Genomic DNA, 15,221 nt, shown 5'->3' with positions numbered 1-15,221 from the left:
TCGTGTTTGATTTGCGGTATATATCTGCCTAACGTGCGAAAAAGCTTGAACACTTTCGTTCTGGCGATGTCTCCGAAGGGGAAGACGTGAACAAGGCGCAGCTCGTAGAAGCGATTGCCGACAAGATGGGCGGCCGCCAGCAGGCCGCCGATGCTGTCGACCACGTACTGGACGCGATCGTCCGCGCGGTCGTCTCGGGTGAGCGGGTCTCCGTCACCGGCTTCGGTTCGTTCGAGAAGGTCGACCGCCCGGCCCGGTACGCCCGTAACCCTCAGACGGGCGAGCGGGTTCGGGTCAAGAAGACCTCCGTTCCGCGCTTCCGTGCGGGTCAGGGCTTCAAGGACCTGGTGAGCGGCTCGAAGAAGCTCCCCCGGGGCGGCGAGGTCGCCGTCAAGAAGGCGCCCAAGGGCAGCCTGACCGGTGGTGCCTCGGCGACGGTCAAGAAGGCCGCGGCGAAGAAGACCACCAAGGCGGCCGCGAAGAAGACCACCGCGAAGAAGACGACGGCCAAGAAGACGACGGCTGCCGCCAAGAAGACCACCGCGGCGAAGAAGACGACGGCCAAGAAGACCACGGCCGCCGCCAAGAAGACCACCGCGGCGAAGAAGGCCACCGCCAAGAAGGCGACGGCGAAGAAGGCCCCGGCGAAGAAGGCCACCGCCAAGAAGGCGCCGGCCAAGAAGTCGACCGCGCGCAAGTCCACGGCCAAGAGGACCACGCGCAGCAGGTAGGACCGTACAAGGGGCACTCACGCGCCGGGCCGGACTCCGCTGGGAGTCCGGCCCGCGGCGTGTTCTCAGAGGGTCTGCAACGTCACCAGCGTGATCCGCAGGTTCTCGCCCTCGCCCTCCGTCTCGATGCGGACCCGTTGCCCGGGGCGCAGCAGACGCAGGTCGCCCGCGTCGAAGGCGGCGGCGTCGAAGGGGACGGGGGTGCCGTCGTCCAGGAGGACGCTCCCGGAGCGGGTTTCGGCGTCGTAGGTGTATGCGGTGGCCTGCATGGGCGTCAGCCTACGACGGGTTGTGAGCCGGGCGCGGTGCCATGGGGGTCGTTCGCGCAGTTCCCCGCGCCCCGTGAAGACGTGACGGTCACTGTTCCTTGATCAGTAGCCGTGCCGCCATCGCCGCCGTGCGCGGGCCCACTCCCAGAAGCAGCGCGGCCCGCAGATCCGCGCCGGTGTCGACGTCCTGGCGTACGGAATCCACCGCGTCGAGGACCAGTTCCACCGCACCGGACGCGCGATGGCGAGCGCGGGAATCCGTGCCGAATGCGGGGAGCAATTCATGGCCGGGGGAAGAGGCCAGCAGAGTCGTGCCGAGTTCCGCCGCGTCGGGGAGAAAAGCACGCGGGAATTCCGCCGCCGCGTCCAGAACCCGGGCCAATTCCAGCGGCCGCAGTGCCGGAAGGTCGGCGTTCAGGGCGGCGACCGGCGTTTCGGGACGGGACGTGCGTACGACCGCCGCCGCGTGCGCCAGCGCGGCGTTCAGGCCGCCGCCGGGCTCGTCGGGAACGATGTGCGCGCCAAGTGCGCCCAGCTCGCGCCCGGCCAGGGCGTCGTCCGTGACGACGGCCACATCCTTCACCGCCGGGCAGGCCAGCGCGGCGGCCACGGTGTCCAGAGCGAAGGCGAGAGCCAGGCCCGGGCGCAATCCGTCCGCCGCGGTGTCCGCAAGCCTGCTCTTCGCCCGAGCCAAGGGCTTCAGGGGTACGACCAAGGTCCACTGCACCAGCGTTCCGTCCCTCTCTAGTCGCGGTCATTGTCACTCAGCCGTCACCAGGGCCATCTGGCGGTCGCGGCCGCGAGGCGTACGGTGTTCTCGACAGACCGGCGGCCTGGGGCGACACTTGTGCGGCCCCCAGGCCCGACGTCGTTTGCTCTCTAGAGGAAGGTGCACGCGTGCCCCGCCGCAGAATCGGCTTCTGGTACCGCTTCGCCGCGGTGCTCTGCAAACCGCCGCTGGTGGTTCTGATCAAGCGGGACTGGCGTGGAATGGAGCACATTCCGGCCGAGGGTGGATTTATCACCGCGGTGAACCATAATTCGCACATCGATCCCTTCGCGTACGCGCACTTTCAGTACAACACCGGCCGGGTTCCGCGATTCCTCGCGAAGAGCGGCCTTTTCAAGAAGGGATTCGTCGGCGCCGCGATGCGCGGCACCGGGCAGATCCCCGTCTACCGGGAGACCACGGACGCGCTGAGCGCCTTCCGCGCCGCGATCGACGCCGTGGAGCGCGGTGAATGCGTCGCCTTCTACCCGGAGGGCACCATCACCCGCGACCCCGACCAGTGGCCCATGACGGGCAAGACCGGCGCCGCGCGTGTGGCCCTGCAGACCAAGTGCCCGGTGATCCCGGTCGCGCAGTGGGGCGCCAACGAACTGCTGCCGCCGTACGCCAAGAAGCTCAACCTCCTTCCGCGCAAGACCCACCAGGTTCTCGCGGGCCCGCCCGTGGACCTGACGAGCTTCTACGACAAGGAGATGACCCCGGACCTCCTCAAGGAGGCGACCGAGGTCATCATGGCCGCCATCACCCGCCAGCTGGAGGAGATCCGCGGCGAGAAGGCGCCCGAGACGACGTACGACCCGCGCCAGGAGCGCATCGAGCAGCGCCGCAGGACCGCCGCGCAGAACAACCGGCAGGCGAAGGCCGAGCAGGAAGAGGGGCAGGGCACGTGAGCAAGCCCGTCAAGGCGGCAGTCCTGAGTGCCGGTTCGTGGGGCACGGCCTTCGGCATCGTCCTCGCCGACGCCGGCTGCGACGTCACCCTGTGGGCCCGCCGCCCCGAGGTCGCCGACGCCATCAACTCGACCCGCACGAACCCCGACTACTTCCCCGGCGTCGAGCTCCCGCAGGGCATGCGTGCCACCACCGACCCCGCCGAGGCCATGGCCGGCGCCGACTTCACGGTGCTCTCCGTCCCCTCCCAGACGCTGCGCGCCAACCTCGCGGAGTGGACCCCGATGCTGGCCCCGGGCACGGTGCTGGTGTCGCTGATGAAGGGCGTCGAACTCGGCACCACCATGCGGATGAGCGAGGTCATCGAGGACGTGGCCAAGGTCGGCCACGACCGCATCGCCGTCGTCACCGGCCCCAACCTGGCCCGTGAGATCGCCTCCCGCATGCCCGCCGCGGCCGTCGTGGCCTGCACCGACGAGTCCGTCGCCCAGCGCCTCCAGACCGCCAGCCACACCCCGTACTTCCGCCCGTACACCAATACGGACGTGGTGGGTTGCGAACTGGGCGGAGCCGTGAAGAACGTGATCGGCCTCGCCGTCGGCATCGCGGACGGCATGGGCCTCGGCGACAACGCCAAGGGCTCGCTGATCACCCGTGGTCTCGCCGAGACGACCCGGCTCGGGGTCGCGCTGGGCGCCGACCCGCTGACGTTCTCCGGACTCGCCGGCCTCGGCGATCTGGTGGCGACCTGCTCCTCGCCGCTGTCGCGCAACCACACCTTCGGCACCAACCTCGGCAAGGGCATGACCCTCCAGGAGACCATCGCGGTCACCAAGCAGACCGCCGAGGGCGTCAAGTCCTGCGAGTCCGTGCTGGATCTCGCCCGTCGGCACGGCGTCGACATGCCGATCACGGAGACGGTCGTCGGCATCGTGCACGAGGGCAAGCCGCCGGTCGTGGCCCTCAAGGAGCTGATGTCGCGCAGCGCGAAGCCCGAGCGGCGCTAGGCGCTCCGCCAGGGGGCGCCGGGTGGTCGTAGGGCGGCCGCGGCGTCGTTGTGGTTGCTCGCGCAGTTCCCCCGCGCCCCTTTCGGCGCGCTGCGCGAACCGCCGTCGTCAACGGACGCTGACTCCGTCCCCTACCACCGGGTACCCTCAACGCGATATGAGCACCGAGAACCTCCCCCAGAGCCCAGACCAGCCGCAGCGCAAGCCGCGTGTGGCTGTCGTGTTCGGCGGCCGCAGCTCCGAACACGGGATCTCCGCGGTCACCGCCGGCGCCGTCCTGCGCGCGATCGACCGGACGAAGTACGACGTCCTGCCGATCGGCATCACGCAGAAGGGCCGGTGGGTGCTCACCGCCGACGAGCCGGAACGCATGGCGATCACCGAGCGCCGTACGCCCGACGTCGAGCAACTGGCCGAGTCCGGGGAGGGCGGCGTGGTGCTCCCCGTGGACCCCGCGAACCGCGAAGTCGTCTACACCGAGCCCGGATCGGTGCCCAAGGCACTCGGTGAGATCGACGTGGTCTTCCCGGTGCTGCACGGCCCCTACGGCGAGGACGGCACCCTCCAGGGCCTGCTGGAGCTCTCCGGGGTGCCCTACGTGGGCTCCGGTGTGCTCGCCTCGGCCGTCGGCCAGGACAAGGAGTACATGAAGCGGGTGTTCACCTCCTTCGGGCTCAAGGTGGGCCCGTACGTGGTGATCCGGCCGCGCGAGTGGGAGCAGGACGAGTCCGCCGCCCGCAAGAAGATCATCGACCTTGCCGGTGACCACGGCTGGCCGCTGTTCGTGAAGCCCGCCCGCGCGGGCTCGTCGATCGGCATCACCAAGGTCGAGGACCTGTCCGGCCTAGACGACGCGATCGCCGAGGCGCAGCGGCACGACCCGAAGATCCTCGTCGAGGCGGCCCTGCGCGGCCGGGAGATCGAGTGCGGGGTGCTGGAGTTCGAGGACGGCCCGCGCGCCTCCGTCCCGGCCGAGATTCCGCCGCCGGACGCGCACGCGTACTACGACTTCGAGGCCAAGTACATCGACTCCACGCCCGGCCTGGTGCCGGCGCCGCTGACGCCCGAGGAGACGGCCGAGGTGCAGCGGCTGGCCGTGGACGCCTTCGTGGCGGCCTCCTGCGAGGGCCTGGTGCGCGCGGACTTCTTCCTCACCGAGGACGGGGAGTTCGTGATCAACGAGATCAACACCATGCCCGGTTTCACGCCGATCTCGATGTACCCGCAGATGTGGCAGGCGAGCGGGATCGGCTACGCGGACCTGGTGGACCGGCTGATCCAGGCCGCGCTGCGGCGGTCCACCGGGCTCAGGTAGGACGCGTCCCGTTCAGCCGGTTCAGGCGGCTCAGTCGGCGATCCCCTCGGGGATCGCCTTCTTGACGGCCGACGCCAGGTCGATCAGCGCACCCGAGCTGTCGCGCCCTTCCGGCACGGTGACCTCGACGTATGCCTGACGGCTCGCGGTCGTGAACCGGTACCCGCCGTCGTCCTCGTGCTCCATCAGCCAGTTCACGCCGTTCACGCCACCGGCCACCGCGTCGGCGTCCCTGCCCTCGGCCACCTTGGGGTCGACCATCTTCGGCGGTCGTACGACACCGCACCGCAGTATGATCGCCGGGTCTCCCCAGCCCGCGGTCAGCGCGGAAGCGGGCGAGGGATCCTCGCGGCCGGCACCGTCCACCTCGGCCGGCAGTACCTCGTCGAGGTTCTGGCACAGCTTCGCGGTTTTCGCGCCGGGGCTGGGAACCGCCGCCGACGCGCTGCCGTCTGCTGATGAGCAGCCCGCCGCGGTGATCAGCAGGACGAGTGCGGGCAGCCCGATGACAGAAAGGGGCCGGTGACGGAAAGAGTTCACCGGCCAAGGGTAGACGGGGGCTACAGATGTACGACCGGGCAGGTCAGGGTGCGAGTGATGCCGTCCACCCCCTGGACCTTCGCGACCACCATGCGTCCCAGGTCGTCGACGGTGTCGGCCTGGGCGCGCACGATGACGTCGTACGGACCCGTGACGTCCTCGGCCTGGATGACACCAGGGATCTTGCTGATCGTCTCGGCGACGGTCGACGCCTTGCCGACCTCAGTCTGGATCAGGATGTACGCCTGTACCACGGAACCTCCAGGGCGGCCACGAGGATCATGTGGGGAAAAGGAACGCCACGGTATCGCGTCGCCGCTCGTCGCGGGGAGACCCTCGATGGCCAGGGCTCCCGCGCCGTGGTGCGGGAACGACCGAAGTTGACGTACATCTCGACCGTAGCGAGCACCCTGGGGACCCGCGACCGGGTGCGTACTGGGACAGAAGGGGCGTAAGGGAAATGAAGGGCACTGTTGGTGAGCTCGGGGAGTTCGGGCTCATCAGGGAGCTCACCTCCCGTCTCACCACCACCCCGGCGGTCCGGGTCGGCCCGGGCGACGACGCCGCGGTGGTGGCCGCGCCCGACCGACGGGTGGTCGCCAGCACGGACATCCTGCTGGAGGGACGGCACTTCCGCCGCGACTGGTCCACGGCCTACGACGTCGGCCGCAAGGCCGCCGCACAGAACCTCGCGGACATCGCCGCGATGGGCGCCGTACCGACCGCGCTGCTGCTCGGCCTGGTCGTGCCGGCCGAACTCCCGGTCACCTGGCCGAGCGAGCTGATGGACGGGCTGCGCGACGAGTGCCAGGTCGCGGGTGCCTCCGTGGTCGGCGGGGACGTCGTACGCGGCGACACGATCATGGTGTCGATCACCGCGCTCGGCGATCTGCGCAACCAGGAGCCCGTCACCCGGGCCGGCGCGCAGCCCGGCGACCTCGTCGCCGTGACCGGCTGGCTCGGCTGGTCCGCGGCCGGATATGCCGTGCTCGCCCGGGGTTTCCGCTCGCCGCGGGCCTTCGTGGAGGCGCACCGGCGTCCTGAGCCGCCGTATCACGCGGGTCCGGCCGCCGCGGGGCTCGGCGCGACCGCGATGTGCGACGTGAGCGACGGGCTGATCGCCGACCTCGGGCACATCGCCGAGGCCAGCAAGGTCCGCATTGACATCCGCTCGGGTGCGATCGACATCCCGACGCAGATGAACGACATCGGGCAGGCCGTCGGCGTCGACCCGATGCAGTGGGTGCTCACCGGGGGAGAGGACCACGCGATCGTGGCGACCTTCCCGCCGGACGTGAAGCTGCCGGCCCGCTGGAAGGTCATCGGCGAGGTCCTCAACCCCTCGGCGCTGCCCCAGGTCACGGTGGACGGGGCGCCGTGGACCAGGAAGGGCGGCTGGGACCACTTCGGCGGGGACATCGAGTCATGATCGCGCGCGTTCTCACGGTGGCGGGCTCCGACTCCGGCGGCGGAGCGGGCATCCAGGCCGACCTGAAGACGATGCTCGCGCTCGGCGTGCACGGCATGAGCGTGATCACCGCCGTCACCGCCCAGAACTCCCTCGGCGTGCAGGGTGCCTGGGAGCTGCCGGTGGAGGCGGTGCGGGCCCAGTACCGCAGTGTCGTCGACGACATCGGCGTCCAGGCGGTCAAGACGGGCATGCTCGCCTCGGCGGAACTGGTCGAGACGGTGGCCGAGTTGATCGGCGGCACCGACGCGCCCGCCGTGATCGACCCGGTCGGCGTCTCCAAGCACGGCGACTCGCTGCTGGCGTCGTCCGCGCTCGAATCCGTGCGTACGAAGCTGCTGCCGGTGGCGACCGTGGCGACGCCCAACCTCGACGAGGTGGCGCAACTGACCGGCGTGTACGTCGAGTCCGAGGAGCAGCTGCGCGAGGCCGCGGCGGCCGTGCTGGCGTACGGGCCGCGCTGGGTGCTGATCAAGGGCGGTCATCTGCCCGGGGACGCCGTGGATCTGCTCACCGACGGCTCCGCGGAACACTGGCTGCGAGCGCCTCGCCACGACAACCGCCACACGCACGGGACGGGCTGCACACTCGCTTCGGCGATCGCCTCGGGGCTGGCGAAGGGGCTCGCCGTGCCGGAGGCCGTGACGGCGGCGAAGGAGTACGTCACCGGGGCGATCGAGGCCGGGTTCGCGCTGGGCGGGGGCATCGGGCCCGTGGATCACGGGTGGCGGTTCCGCGCCGGCGCCTAGCCCTCGCGTAGCCGCCCGCAGTCACTGGCGGTCGCCGGGCAAAGCAAAGAGCCGGTCCACCGAGGTGGACCGGCTCAGTGCAGCGAACCAGCAGTGGCCGCGCGCTCAGCTGTGGGCGTCAGCGCGAGACCTTGCCGGCCTTGATGCACGAGGTGCAGGCGTTCACGCGCTTCGGCGTCCCGCCGACCACGGTACGGACGCGCTGGATGTTCGGGTTCCAGCGACGGGACGTACGGCGGTGCGAGTGCGAGATGTTGTTGCCGAAGCCCGGCCCCTTGCCGCAGACGTCGCAGTTGGCAGCCACGGGTCACTCCAAAGACTTCAGATGCACTTACGGTTAATCCCGGCAGGCCGGGATCAAGATCAAGGATCAGAGATCTGAGTGGCGTTGCCAGGGGAACGGCCCGATTTTCATCGGGCAACCGGAGCAGCATACAACGACTGCGCCAGTGGAACGAAACTACCATGGCTGCTCAGGGGCCCGCTCCCGGCCCTCTTCCGGCGCCCACCGGCCCTGGGTCTACGCTGCGTGCCACGTTCGGCCGCTCAAGGAGGCGCAGGTGGCGCAGGTGCCGCAGACATTCTTCGATGCTCTCGCGGTGCGCACCTGGTGCGGCCTCGCGTTGGAGTCGCTCGGTCGCGCCCGCGAGGAGATCGACGCGATCAACGTCTATCCCGTGGCCGACGGCGACACCGGCACGAACCTGTATCTGACCGTGGAGTCGGCGGTCGGCGCGGTGGAGGCGGTGTTCACCGCCTACGAGGTGGGCAGGCCCACGCTCGCGGACGCCGCCCGCGCCATGGCGCACGGCGCCCTCATAGGCGCCCGCGGGAACTCCGGCACGATCCTCGCCCAGCTCCTGCGCGGCATGGCCCAGGTGCTCGCCGACGGTGAGACGGCTCACACCGACGGCTCCGGTCTGCGCCTCGCCCTGCGGCAGGCCGCCGACTCCGCCCGCCGGGCCGTCGCCCACCCCGTCGAGGGCACCGTCCTCACGGTCGCCTCGGCCGCCGCCGACGCGGCCCACAGCGCTGCGGGGGACGACTGCGGCGCCGTCGCGCGGGCCGCCTACGAAGGGGCGCGCACGGCGCTGGACGCGACGCCCGGACAGCTGGCGGTCCTGGAGCGCGCGGGGGTGGTCGACGCCGGGGGGCGGGGGCTGCTGGCGGTGCTGGGCGCGCTGGTGGAGACGTTCACGGGGGAGGCGGTCTCCCCGGTCGCCGGGGCACACACGCGCGTGGCGGGCTCCCGGGCCGCCGGGGACGGCGCCCCGCTCGCCGAGACCGCGGACTGCGCCGACGTCCTGGACGCGGGCGGGCCCGCCTTCGAGGTGATCTACCTCCTGGAGGCCGAGGACGCGGCCGTGGCCCGGCTGCGGGAGCGGCTCGACGGCCTCGGGGACTCGCTCGTGATCGTCGGCGGCGACGGACTGTGGAACGTCCACGTGCACGTCGACGACGCCGGGGCCGCTGTGGAAGCCGGCGTCGAGGCCGGACGGCCGTACCGGATCCGGATCACCCACTTCGGGGCCGGGGACGCGCACACCACCGGCGAGCGGCTGCCCCGGGAGCGGGTGCAGCGGGCCGTCGTCGCCGTCGTGCCCGGCGAGGGCCTGGCCGGGCTGTACGGCGAGGCCGGCGCGACCACCGTCCTCGCGCGCCCCGGGGAGCCGCCGGCCAGCGGAGAGCTGGTCCAGGCCGTACGGCGGGCCCACGCGCGCGAGGTCGTGCTGCTGCCCAACGACGCCGAACTGCGGCACACCGCGGCCGCCGCGGCCGAGCAGGCCCGCGCGGAGGGCATCCGCGTGGCACTGATCCCCACCCGCTCCGCGGTCCAGGGCATCGCGGCACTCGCCGTGCACGAGCCGGACCGCCGCTTCGACGAGGACGTCGTGTCGATGACCTCGGCGGCCGGCGCGACCCGATACGCCGAGGTCGCCGTCGCCGAACGCCAGTCCTGGACCATGGCCGGCATCTGCCAGGCCGGCGACGTCCTCGGCCTCATCGACGGCGACGTCGCCGTGATCGGCACGGACGTCACCGCCACCGCCGCGGGCGTCCTCGACCGCATGCTCTCCGCGGGCGGCGAACTCGTCACCCTCGTCCTCGGCGACGAGGCGCCCGAGACGATCGCCGAGCACCTCGAAGCACGCGTGCGCGAGTCCTACCTCGCCGTCGACACGGTCGTGTACCGGGGCGGCCGACAGGGCGCCGTGCTGCTCATCGGGGTGGAGTGAGTCCGGCGGGGGTCGTCGGGGTGGAGTGAGTTTGGCTGGGTTGCCGGGGTGGAGTGAGTCCGGCCGGGTTGCCGGGGTGGAGTGGGCCCGGCCGCAGGCCATGGACGTGGAGTGAGTCCGGCCGGGGTTGCCGGGGTGAATGAGCCCGGCCGGAGCCATCCGGCGTGGAGTGAGTCCGGCTGGAGCCATACGCGTGAAGTGAGCCCGGCCGGGTTGCCGGGGTGGAGTGGGCCCGGCCGTGGGCCATGGACGTGGAGTGAGTCCGGCCGGGGTTGCCGGGGTGAATGAGCCCGGCCGGAGCCATACGCGTGAAGTGAGCCCGGCCGGAGCCATCGGTGTGCAGTGAGTCCGGCCGTGGGCCTACGCTCCGTCCTGCTCCCGCACCACCTGGAGCATCTGCCCGGCCTCCGCCCGCCGCTCCTGCGCCGTCCGGTCGTCCTCGCCGGCGCCGTCGTACGCCGCCAGCACCGCACGCGCGCGTGCCGCCGCCTCGGCGGGGCGGCTCAGGTCGGCCTCCAGCCAGCCCGCGGCGAGTTCGGCACCGGTACGGCTGTGCAGGGCGTCGTCGCCGAGCGAGGCGAACACCTCGACGGCCCGCGTCATCTGGGACAGAGCCCGCTCCAGCGCACCACGGATCGAATCGTCCTCCGCGTCCTCCGCGGCGGACCGTGCCAGCAGATCGCCGAACTGCCGGTGGGTGTGGCCGAGCTCGCCGACGAGCCGCTCGCGCGCCTCCTCGTCGTCGACCGACTCCAGCGCCGCCCGGCACTCCTGGACCGCGCTCGCCATCAGCTCGGAAGCGGCGTCCTCCCGGTCGGCCTCGCCCAGCGCCAGCCACGCGCGTGCGCGCAGCGACCGGACGAGACCGTGGACGTTGCCGACCGCACGCCACAGCGCGCCCGCGCGCGCGTACGCCCCGTCCGCCTCCGCGTGCAGGCCCGCATGGCCCAGCGACTCGGCGGCGAGGTGCGCGAGCGTGGCGTGGTCGTGCTGCTCCGGCCAGTGCCGGGCGATCTCGGCGGCCTGCAGACGGCGTTCGGCCGCCGCCCGGTGCTCGCCCAGCTCGCTCAGGCAGTCGCCGAGCCACCACTGCGTCTGGACCACGGCCCCGTCGCCGTGCGTCTCGGCGGACAGGTCCGGCAGCGCCGACTCCAGCACCTCGGCGGCCTCGGCGAACCGTCCCTGCCGCAGCAGGAACCCGCCCAGCTGATGCCGCGCCCAGGCACCCAGCGTCCGGCTCTCGCCCGCCTCGTCGGCCCAGTGCGCCGCCTCCAGGGCGTGTTCCGCGGCCTCCTCGGCCAGCCCCCGCCCGCCCAGCACCTCGGCCAGCTGGAGGTGCAGCTGGGCCCGGCCCGTGGCCTCCAGATGCGGCCCGCCGTGCTCCAGGGCCGCCCGCAGCGCCCGCTCGGCCTCCGCCGTGTCGCCGAGATGGTGCGCGAGCCCGGCCAGCCGGGCCTCGTACTCCACCGCGAACCACGGCAGCCCCGCCCCGACGAACGCCGCCGAGGCTCGCGCGAACAGCTCCGCGGCGCCCTCCACGTCCCCCGCGAGCGCCTTCAGCTCCGCGAGCATGGCCTGGGCCTCCGCGATCCGCGAGGCCAGCCGTACGTCGTCCCCGGACTGCCCGTCCACGAGCGCCAGCACCTCACGGGCGGCGCCCTCGGCCTCCGCCACGACGGCCTGCGGCACGGAGTCCTCCGCCTCGTGCACCCGCCGCATCAGGATCCGCGCCCGGCTCATCAGCACGGCCGCCGTCTGCCGCACGCCCGTACCGTCGTCGGCGTACAGCGCGAGCACCCGGTCGTACAGCCCCGCGATCGCCGTGAGGGCCTCGGACACCTCGCCCGTCAGGGCCCGTACGTACGCCCCACGCGCGCGTGCCGCCAGCGCCTCGCCGGGATCGCCCGCCTCCGCGTACAGCCCGGCGGCCTCCTCGAACAGGGCGATGCCCTCGGGCCCCAGGTCCATTGCCCGGTGGTCGGCGATCTCCGCGCGGTCGAGGGCGTCCAGCTCGGCACCCTCGGCGGCCCGCGAGACGGCCGCCCACGCCTCGACGGCATTGGGCTGGAGGGTGTCCGACAGCCGCCGGGCCTCGGCGATCAGCGCCGGCAGGTCGCGCCCGGTGCCCTCCGGGGTCTCCGCGGCGTGCGCCACGGGCGCGACCGGCGCCGGCCGGGCCGTCGTCCGCACCCCGAGGGGCAGCCGCTCCACCAGGGGCTCCTGTTCCATACGCGCGCGTGCCCGCTCGCTCATGTGGGCCGTGCCGTTGCGCTCGTCGAAGCGGGCGGCCAGGGCGAGCGCCTCCTCGCGCGCGTGCACGGCGAGTTCGCGGGCCGTCCAGGTGCGGCCCGCCGGACCGGGCACCTGCCGCTCGCCCAGCCCCAGCGCGCTCAGGCGGTCCATCAGCAGCGCCACGACCGACATGAACTCCAGCTTGCTGCGCGGATGCCCGTCGTCGGTGAAGTACGCCGGCCGCTCCGCGAGCAGCTCCAGGCCGCGCGCCTCGTTCCCGGTCAGCACACAGAACTCCACGTGGTCCGCGTACGCCCCGCGCATGCTCTCCATCGCCCGCACGAGCCGGAAGCCGCGCAGATGGTTGGCGCGGGCCTCGTCCACGCGGCCCAGGCGCAGCAGCGGCGTCAGGGACGACGCGAGGACCGTGTGCGGCTCGTGGGCGCAGGTGAACTCGCCCTGCAGCACCGGACCCCACAGCCGGATCGCCTCGGCCTCCCGCCCCCGCTCGGCCTGCCACCACCCCTGCCCGTGCAGCTCGCACGCGTGGCAGTCGGCCATGGCGTCCCGGTCGGCGGCCAGCCAGGCGCCGTACGCCCGCTCCGCCCGCGCCACGTCACCGACATGCGCGGCCACGCTGAACTCCGCGCTCCGCACCGCCCGTTCGGAGTGCCCGGCGAGCCGGTAGCGGTGCTCCATCTCGCCGAGCCACTTCTCGATCGAGGCCAGCGGCACGTGCGGCTGGTCGAGCATGCCCGACGACATCCACTTGAAGACCCAGTGCAGCGCATGCGTCTCGTACTCGTCGAAGTCCTCGGGCCGCTCGTCCCACATACGCAGCAGACGCGCGAAGGGGACGAACATCTTCCCCTTCTCGGAGCTGTAGTTGTAGACCTTCAGCTGATGCCCGAGCGCCTCGATCACGGCCAGCGGGATGTTCAGCTTCTCCGCCTCGGCGAGCAGCTGCTCCGCGCGCGCGTTGCGGGCGGGACCCTCCGGCTCCTCGCCGTTCTCCGCCATGGCCCGGCGCAGCGAGTCGAAGTCGGTGATCTCACTCATCCGCGGCCTCCCTCGCCGTTCGTGGCCCACTCCAGCAGACCGATGAAGGCCCGGTTCAGCAACGCCGAGTCGGCGGGCCTGAGCGGACGCTGCGCCATCAGCAGCGCCTGCCCGTACAGCGACTCCGTGGCGGTGCCGATCAGCTCCGCGTCGCCCAGCGAACCGATCCGCCGGATCAGCGGGTTGAGATGGTTCAGCACGAGACGCGCGCGTGGGGCGCTGCCGCGCAGCGAACCGAGGATGTCCGCCCACAGATCGTCGGCCTGCTCCTGAGCCTCGGCCCGCGCCTGCTCGTGCCGGGCCGCCCGGTCGTCCAGGTGCAGCGCGGGCACGGACAGCGGATGGAAGGCCCGCAGCACGACGTCACAGCCCAGCGGGTCCAGCTTCGCCCGCGCGGCCGCCAGGAAGCCCGACAGGGCCAGCTCCTCCGCCGGGTCGACCGCGTCCAGATGGGCGGTCACCGTGTCGGCGTCCAGCTCGGCGACGACCGTCCCCGGCCGCACCGACGGCAGCGCCTCGATCAGCTCGCTGTCGTAGGTGTAGCCGCCGTTGATCACTCCGACGCCCTGCGCGGAGGCGATCGGCGCGACCTGCCGGTACTCCTCCACGGTCCGCGTGAAGTGCACCACCGCGTGCCGCTGCGCGAACTCCTCCAGGGACAGCCGCCCGTCGGACGTCTCGAACGGCAGCCACGGCAGCATCGTGCGCAGCATCTCCTTGTCGTGCCGCGCCAGGGACTTCACGCCCAGGTGGTGCACGGACAGGAACGCCGCCAGCCGCTGCGGATCACCCGCCGCCAGCCCCGTCAGCCAGGACCGGATCCGTTCCCCCAGCGCGTCCCGTACGCCCGCCAGCGTCTCGTCCTCGTACAGCGCCTCGCGCGAGGCCGTCGGCCGCAGGCTGTCGGTGTCCAGGACGCAGCGCACGAAGAACGCCCAGTCCGGCAGGAGCTGTTCGGCCCGCTCCGTCAGCAGCATCCCCTTGAGGTGGACGCGATGACCCGCCCGCTGGGCCGGGCTGACCGCGGCTGGCAGGACGTACGCCACCCCGCGGATGCCGGCCAGCGGCACGTTCAGCTCGATCGAGTCCAGCGGGGTGAAACCGAACAGGTCCTGGCAGTGCCGGGCCAGCGCCACCCGGCGGTTGGCGGGGGAGGGGTACGAACGGTCCCAGGGCGCCGGCAGGTCGGTGACCGCCTCACCGCCGACCCGGACGTCGTACGGCAGCAGCGAGCCGAAGTCGCGCGCCAGCGCCAGGACCCGGTCCTCGGCGAGCCACTCGGCGGCACCGGCGCGCGCCACCAGGTGCACGGTCGTACCCGGTTCGGGCCGGGCGTCGTCCGGCAGGGTCCGCACGGTGTACGAACCGTCGTCCGCCGCCGTCCACTCCACCGGCGGCGCGTCCGGCGTACGGGCGCTGCGGCTGACCACCCGGATCCGCTCGGCGACCACGAAACAGGCCAGCAGACCGATGCCGAACTGCCCCAGGAAGTCGGACCGGGCCTCCTGAAGGCCCTCCGCGCGCTTGGAACTGCGCCCGATCGTCGCGAGGAGGCTGTGCACGTCCGCCTCGGTCAGCCCGATCCCGGAGTCCTCGACGCGCAGCGCGCCCGACTCGGCGTACAGCCGCACCACGGCGGGCGCGCCCGGTTCCTCGGCGCGTCTGGCGGTGACGGCGTCGACGGCGTTCTGCAGGAGCTCCCGCAGGTAGACCTTGGGGCTGGAGTAGAGGTGGTGGGAGAGCAGGTCCACCAGACCGCGCAGGTCGACCTGGAACGTATGAGGTGACTGGGACGGCTGAGGGGCCTGGGATGACTGTGAGGTCTGGGAGTCCATCGTCGCAGCGCCGTCGGGGGTCTCGCAGACGGCGCGGGGTCGGGCGGCCCCGGTGAGGCGGTGACCGCGAAAGGATGGCCGGAGCGCGCCATCCTAGGG

The 15,221-nt window shown here is 72.2% G+C and carries 14 protein-coding genes; 7 read left to right on the top strand and 7 right to left on the bottom strand.

The window, feature by feature from the left end; genetic code table 11:
* Positions 1–86 precede the first annotated feature (86 nt).
* Positions 87–731 carry an HU family DNA-binding protein gene (locus tag ACGFW6_RS17980; protein ID WP_393510156.1) on the top strand — a complete coding sequence of 215 codons (645 nt, stop codon included), beginning with the start codon at positions 87–89 and terminating at the stop codon, positions 729–731.
* A gap of 65 nt (positions 732–796) precedes the next feature.
* On the opposite strand, the gene ACGFW6_RS17975 is transcribed toward ACGFW6_RS17980, so the two are convergent.
* Both ACGFW6_RS17975 and cofC read right to left on the bottom strand, forming a co-directional pair.
* A complete protein-coding gene (locus tag ACGFW6_RS17975; protein ID WP_393510153.1) occupies positions 797–1,000 on the bottom strand; it encodes a hypothetical protein in 204 nt (67 codons plus the stop codon).
* Between the two features lie 88 nt (positions 1,001–1,088).
* Positions 1,089–1,727, bottom strand: coding sequence for a 2-phospho-L-lactate guanylyltransferase (gene cofC / locus ACGFW6_RS17970; protein ID WP_393510150.1), 639 nt, complete (start codon positions 1,725–1,727; stop codon positions 1,089–1,091).
* 170 nt (positions 1,728–1,897) lie between these two features.
* Here cofC and ACGFW6_RS17965 point away from each other — a divergent pair, with 170 nt between their 5' ends.
* The 3 genes from ACGFW6_RS17965 to ACGFW6_RS17955 all read left to right on the top strand — a co-directional run bounded on the left by ACGFW6_RS17965 (position 1,898) and on the right by ACGFW6_RS17955 (position 5,002).
* A complete protein-coding gene (locus ACGFW6_RS17965; RefSeq protein WP_393510147.1) occupies positions 1,898–2,680 on the top strand; it encodes a lysophospholipid acyltransferase family protein in 783 nt (260 codons plus the stop codon).
* Positions 2,677–3,687: an NAD(P)H-dependent glycerol-3-phosphate dehydrogenase gene (locus ACGFW6_RS17960; RefSeq protein WP_393510144.1), complete on the top strand. Its 1,011-nt coding sequence runs from the start codon at positions 2,677–2,679 to the stop codon at positions 3,685–3,687. Before ACGFW6_RS17965 ends, ACGFW6_RS17960 begins: the two co-directional genes overlap by 4 nt.
* Positions 3,688–3,844: 157 nt before the next feature.
* A complete protein-coding gene (locus ACGFW6_RS17955) occupies positions 3,845–5,002 on the top strand; it encodes a D-alanine--D-alanine ligase family protein (protein ID WP_393510141.1) in 1,158 nt (385 codons plus the stop codon).
* Positions 5,003–5,032: 30 nt separating this feature from the next.
* Here the strand turns inward: ACGFW6_RS17955 and ACGFW6_RS17950 are convergent, their stop codons facing one another.
* Both ACGFW6_RS17950 and ACGFW6_RS17945 read right to left on the bottom strand, forming a co-directional pair.
* Positions 5,033–5,542, bottom strand: a complete 510-nt coding sequence (locus ACGFW6_RS17950; RefSeq protein WP_393510138.1) for a DUF3515 domain-containing protein — start codon at positions 5,540–5,542, stop codon at positions 5,033–5,035.
* 20 nt (positions 5,543–5,562) lie between these two features.
* Positions 5,563–5,796, bottom strand: a complete 234-nt coding sequence (locus ACGFW6_RS17945; protein WP_393510135.1) for an Lrp/AsnC family transcriptional regulator — start codon at positions 5,794–5,796, stop codon at positions 5,563–5,565.
* 206 nt (positions 5,797–6,002) lie between these two features.
* Here ACGFW6_RS17945 and ACGFW6_RS17940 point away from each other — a divergent pair, with 206 nt between their 5' ends.
* Both ACGFW6_RS17940 and thiD read left to right on the top strand, forming a co-directional pair.
* The gene (locus ACGFW6_RS17940; protein WP_393510132.1) at positions 6,003–6,971 is read left to right on the top strand and encodes a thiamine-phosphate kinase; all 969 of its coding nucleotides are present in this window, start codon (positions 6,003–6,005) and stop codon (positions 6,969–6,971) included.
* Positions 6,968–7,759, top strand: a complete 792-nt coding sequence (gene thiD, locus ACGFW6_RS17935; protein ID WP_393510130.1) for a bifunctional hydroxymethylpyrimidine kinase/phosphomethylpyrimidine kinase — start codon at positions 6,968–6,970, stop codon at positions 7,757–7,759. The genes ACGFW6_RS17940 and thiD overlap by 4 nt, the downstream gene beginning before the upstream one ends.
* A 118-nt stretch (positions 7,760–7,877) precedes the next feature.
* Here thiD and rpmB read toward each other — a convergent pair whose 3' ends face one another.
* Positions 7,878–8,063, bottom strand: coding sequence for a 50S ribosomal protein L28 (gene rpmB, locus ACGFW6_RS17930; protein WP_003993230.1), 186 nt, complete (start codon positions 8,061–8,063; stop codon positions 7,878–7,880).
* Between the two features lie 256 nt (positions 8,064–8,319).
* Between rpmB and ACGFW6_RS17925 the strand changes: the two genes are divergently transcribed.
* Positions 8,320–9,996, top strand: coding sequence for a DAK2 domain-containing protein (locus ACGFW6_RS17925; RefSeq protein ID WP_393510127.1), 1,677 nt, complete (start codon positions 8,320–8,322; stop codon positions 9,994–9,996).
* A 360-nt stretch (positions 9,997–10,356) separates the two neighbouring features.
* Here the strand turns inward: ACGFW6_RS17925 and ACGFW6_RS17920 are convergent, their stop codons facing one another.
* Complete coding sequence (locus ACGFW6_RS17920; protein ID WP_393510124.1) at positions 10,357–13,287, bottom strand: tetratricopeptide repeat protein; 2,931 nt, start codon at positions 13,285–13,287, stop codon at positions 10,357–10,359.
* The gene (locus ACGFW6_RS17915) at positions 13,284–15,122 is read right to left on the bottom strand and encodes an HSP90 family protein (RefSeq protein ID WP_393510122.1); all 1,839 of its coding nucleotides are present in this window, start codon (positions 15,120–15,122) and stop codon (positions 13,284–13,286) included. The genes ACGFW6_RS17920 and ACGFW6_RS17915 overlap by 4 nt, the downstream gene beginning before the upstream one ends.
* Between the last annotated feature and the right edge of the window lie 99 nt (positions 15,123–15,221).

Origin of the sequence: Streptomyces sp. Y7 (assembly GCF_043195415.1) — a bacterium.
Lineage (GTDB): Bacteria > Actinomycetota > Actinomycetes > Streptomycetales > Streptomycetaceae > Streptomyces.
This window is presented reverse-complemented; position numbering and strand designations above follow the sequence as displayed.

Coding starts and splice junctions, on each gene's coding strand:
- ACGFW6_RS17975 (WP_393510153.1), bottom strand. CDS start 1,000: ATGCAGGCCACCGCATACACCTACGACGCCGAAACCCGCTCCGGGAGC.
- ACGFW6_RS17955 (WP_393510141.1), top strand. CDS start 3,845: ATGAGCACCGAGAACCTCCCCCAGAGCCCAGACCAGCCGCAGCGCAAG.
- ACGFW6_RS17940 (WP_393510132.1), top strand. CDS start 6,003: ATGAAGGGCACTGTTGGTGAGCTCGGGGAGTTCGGGCTCATCAGGGAG.
- thiD (WP_393510130.1), top strand. CDS start 6,968: ATGATCGCGCGCGTTCTCACGGTGGCGGGCTCCGACTCCGGCGGCGGA.
- ACGFW6_RS17920 (WP_393510124.1), bottom strand. CDS start 13,287: ATGAGTGAGATCACCGACTTCGACTCGCTGCGCCGGGCCATGGCGGAG.
- ACGFW6_RS17915 (WP_393510122.1), bottom strand. CDS start 15,122: ATGGACTCCCAGACCTCACAGTCATCCCAGGCCCCTCAGCCGTCCCAG.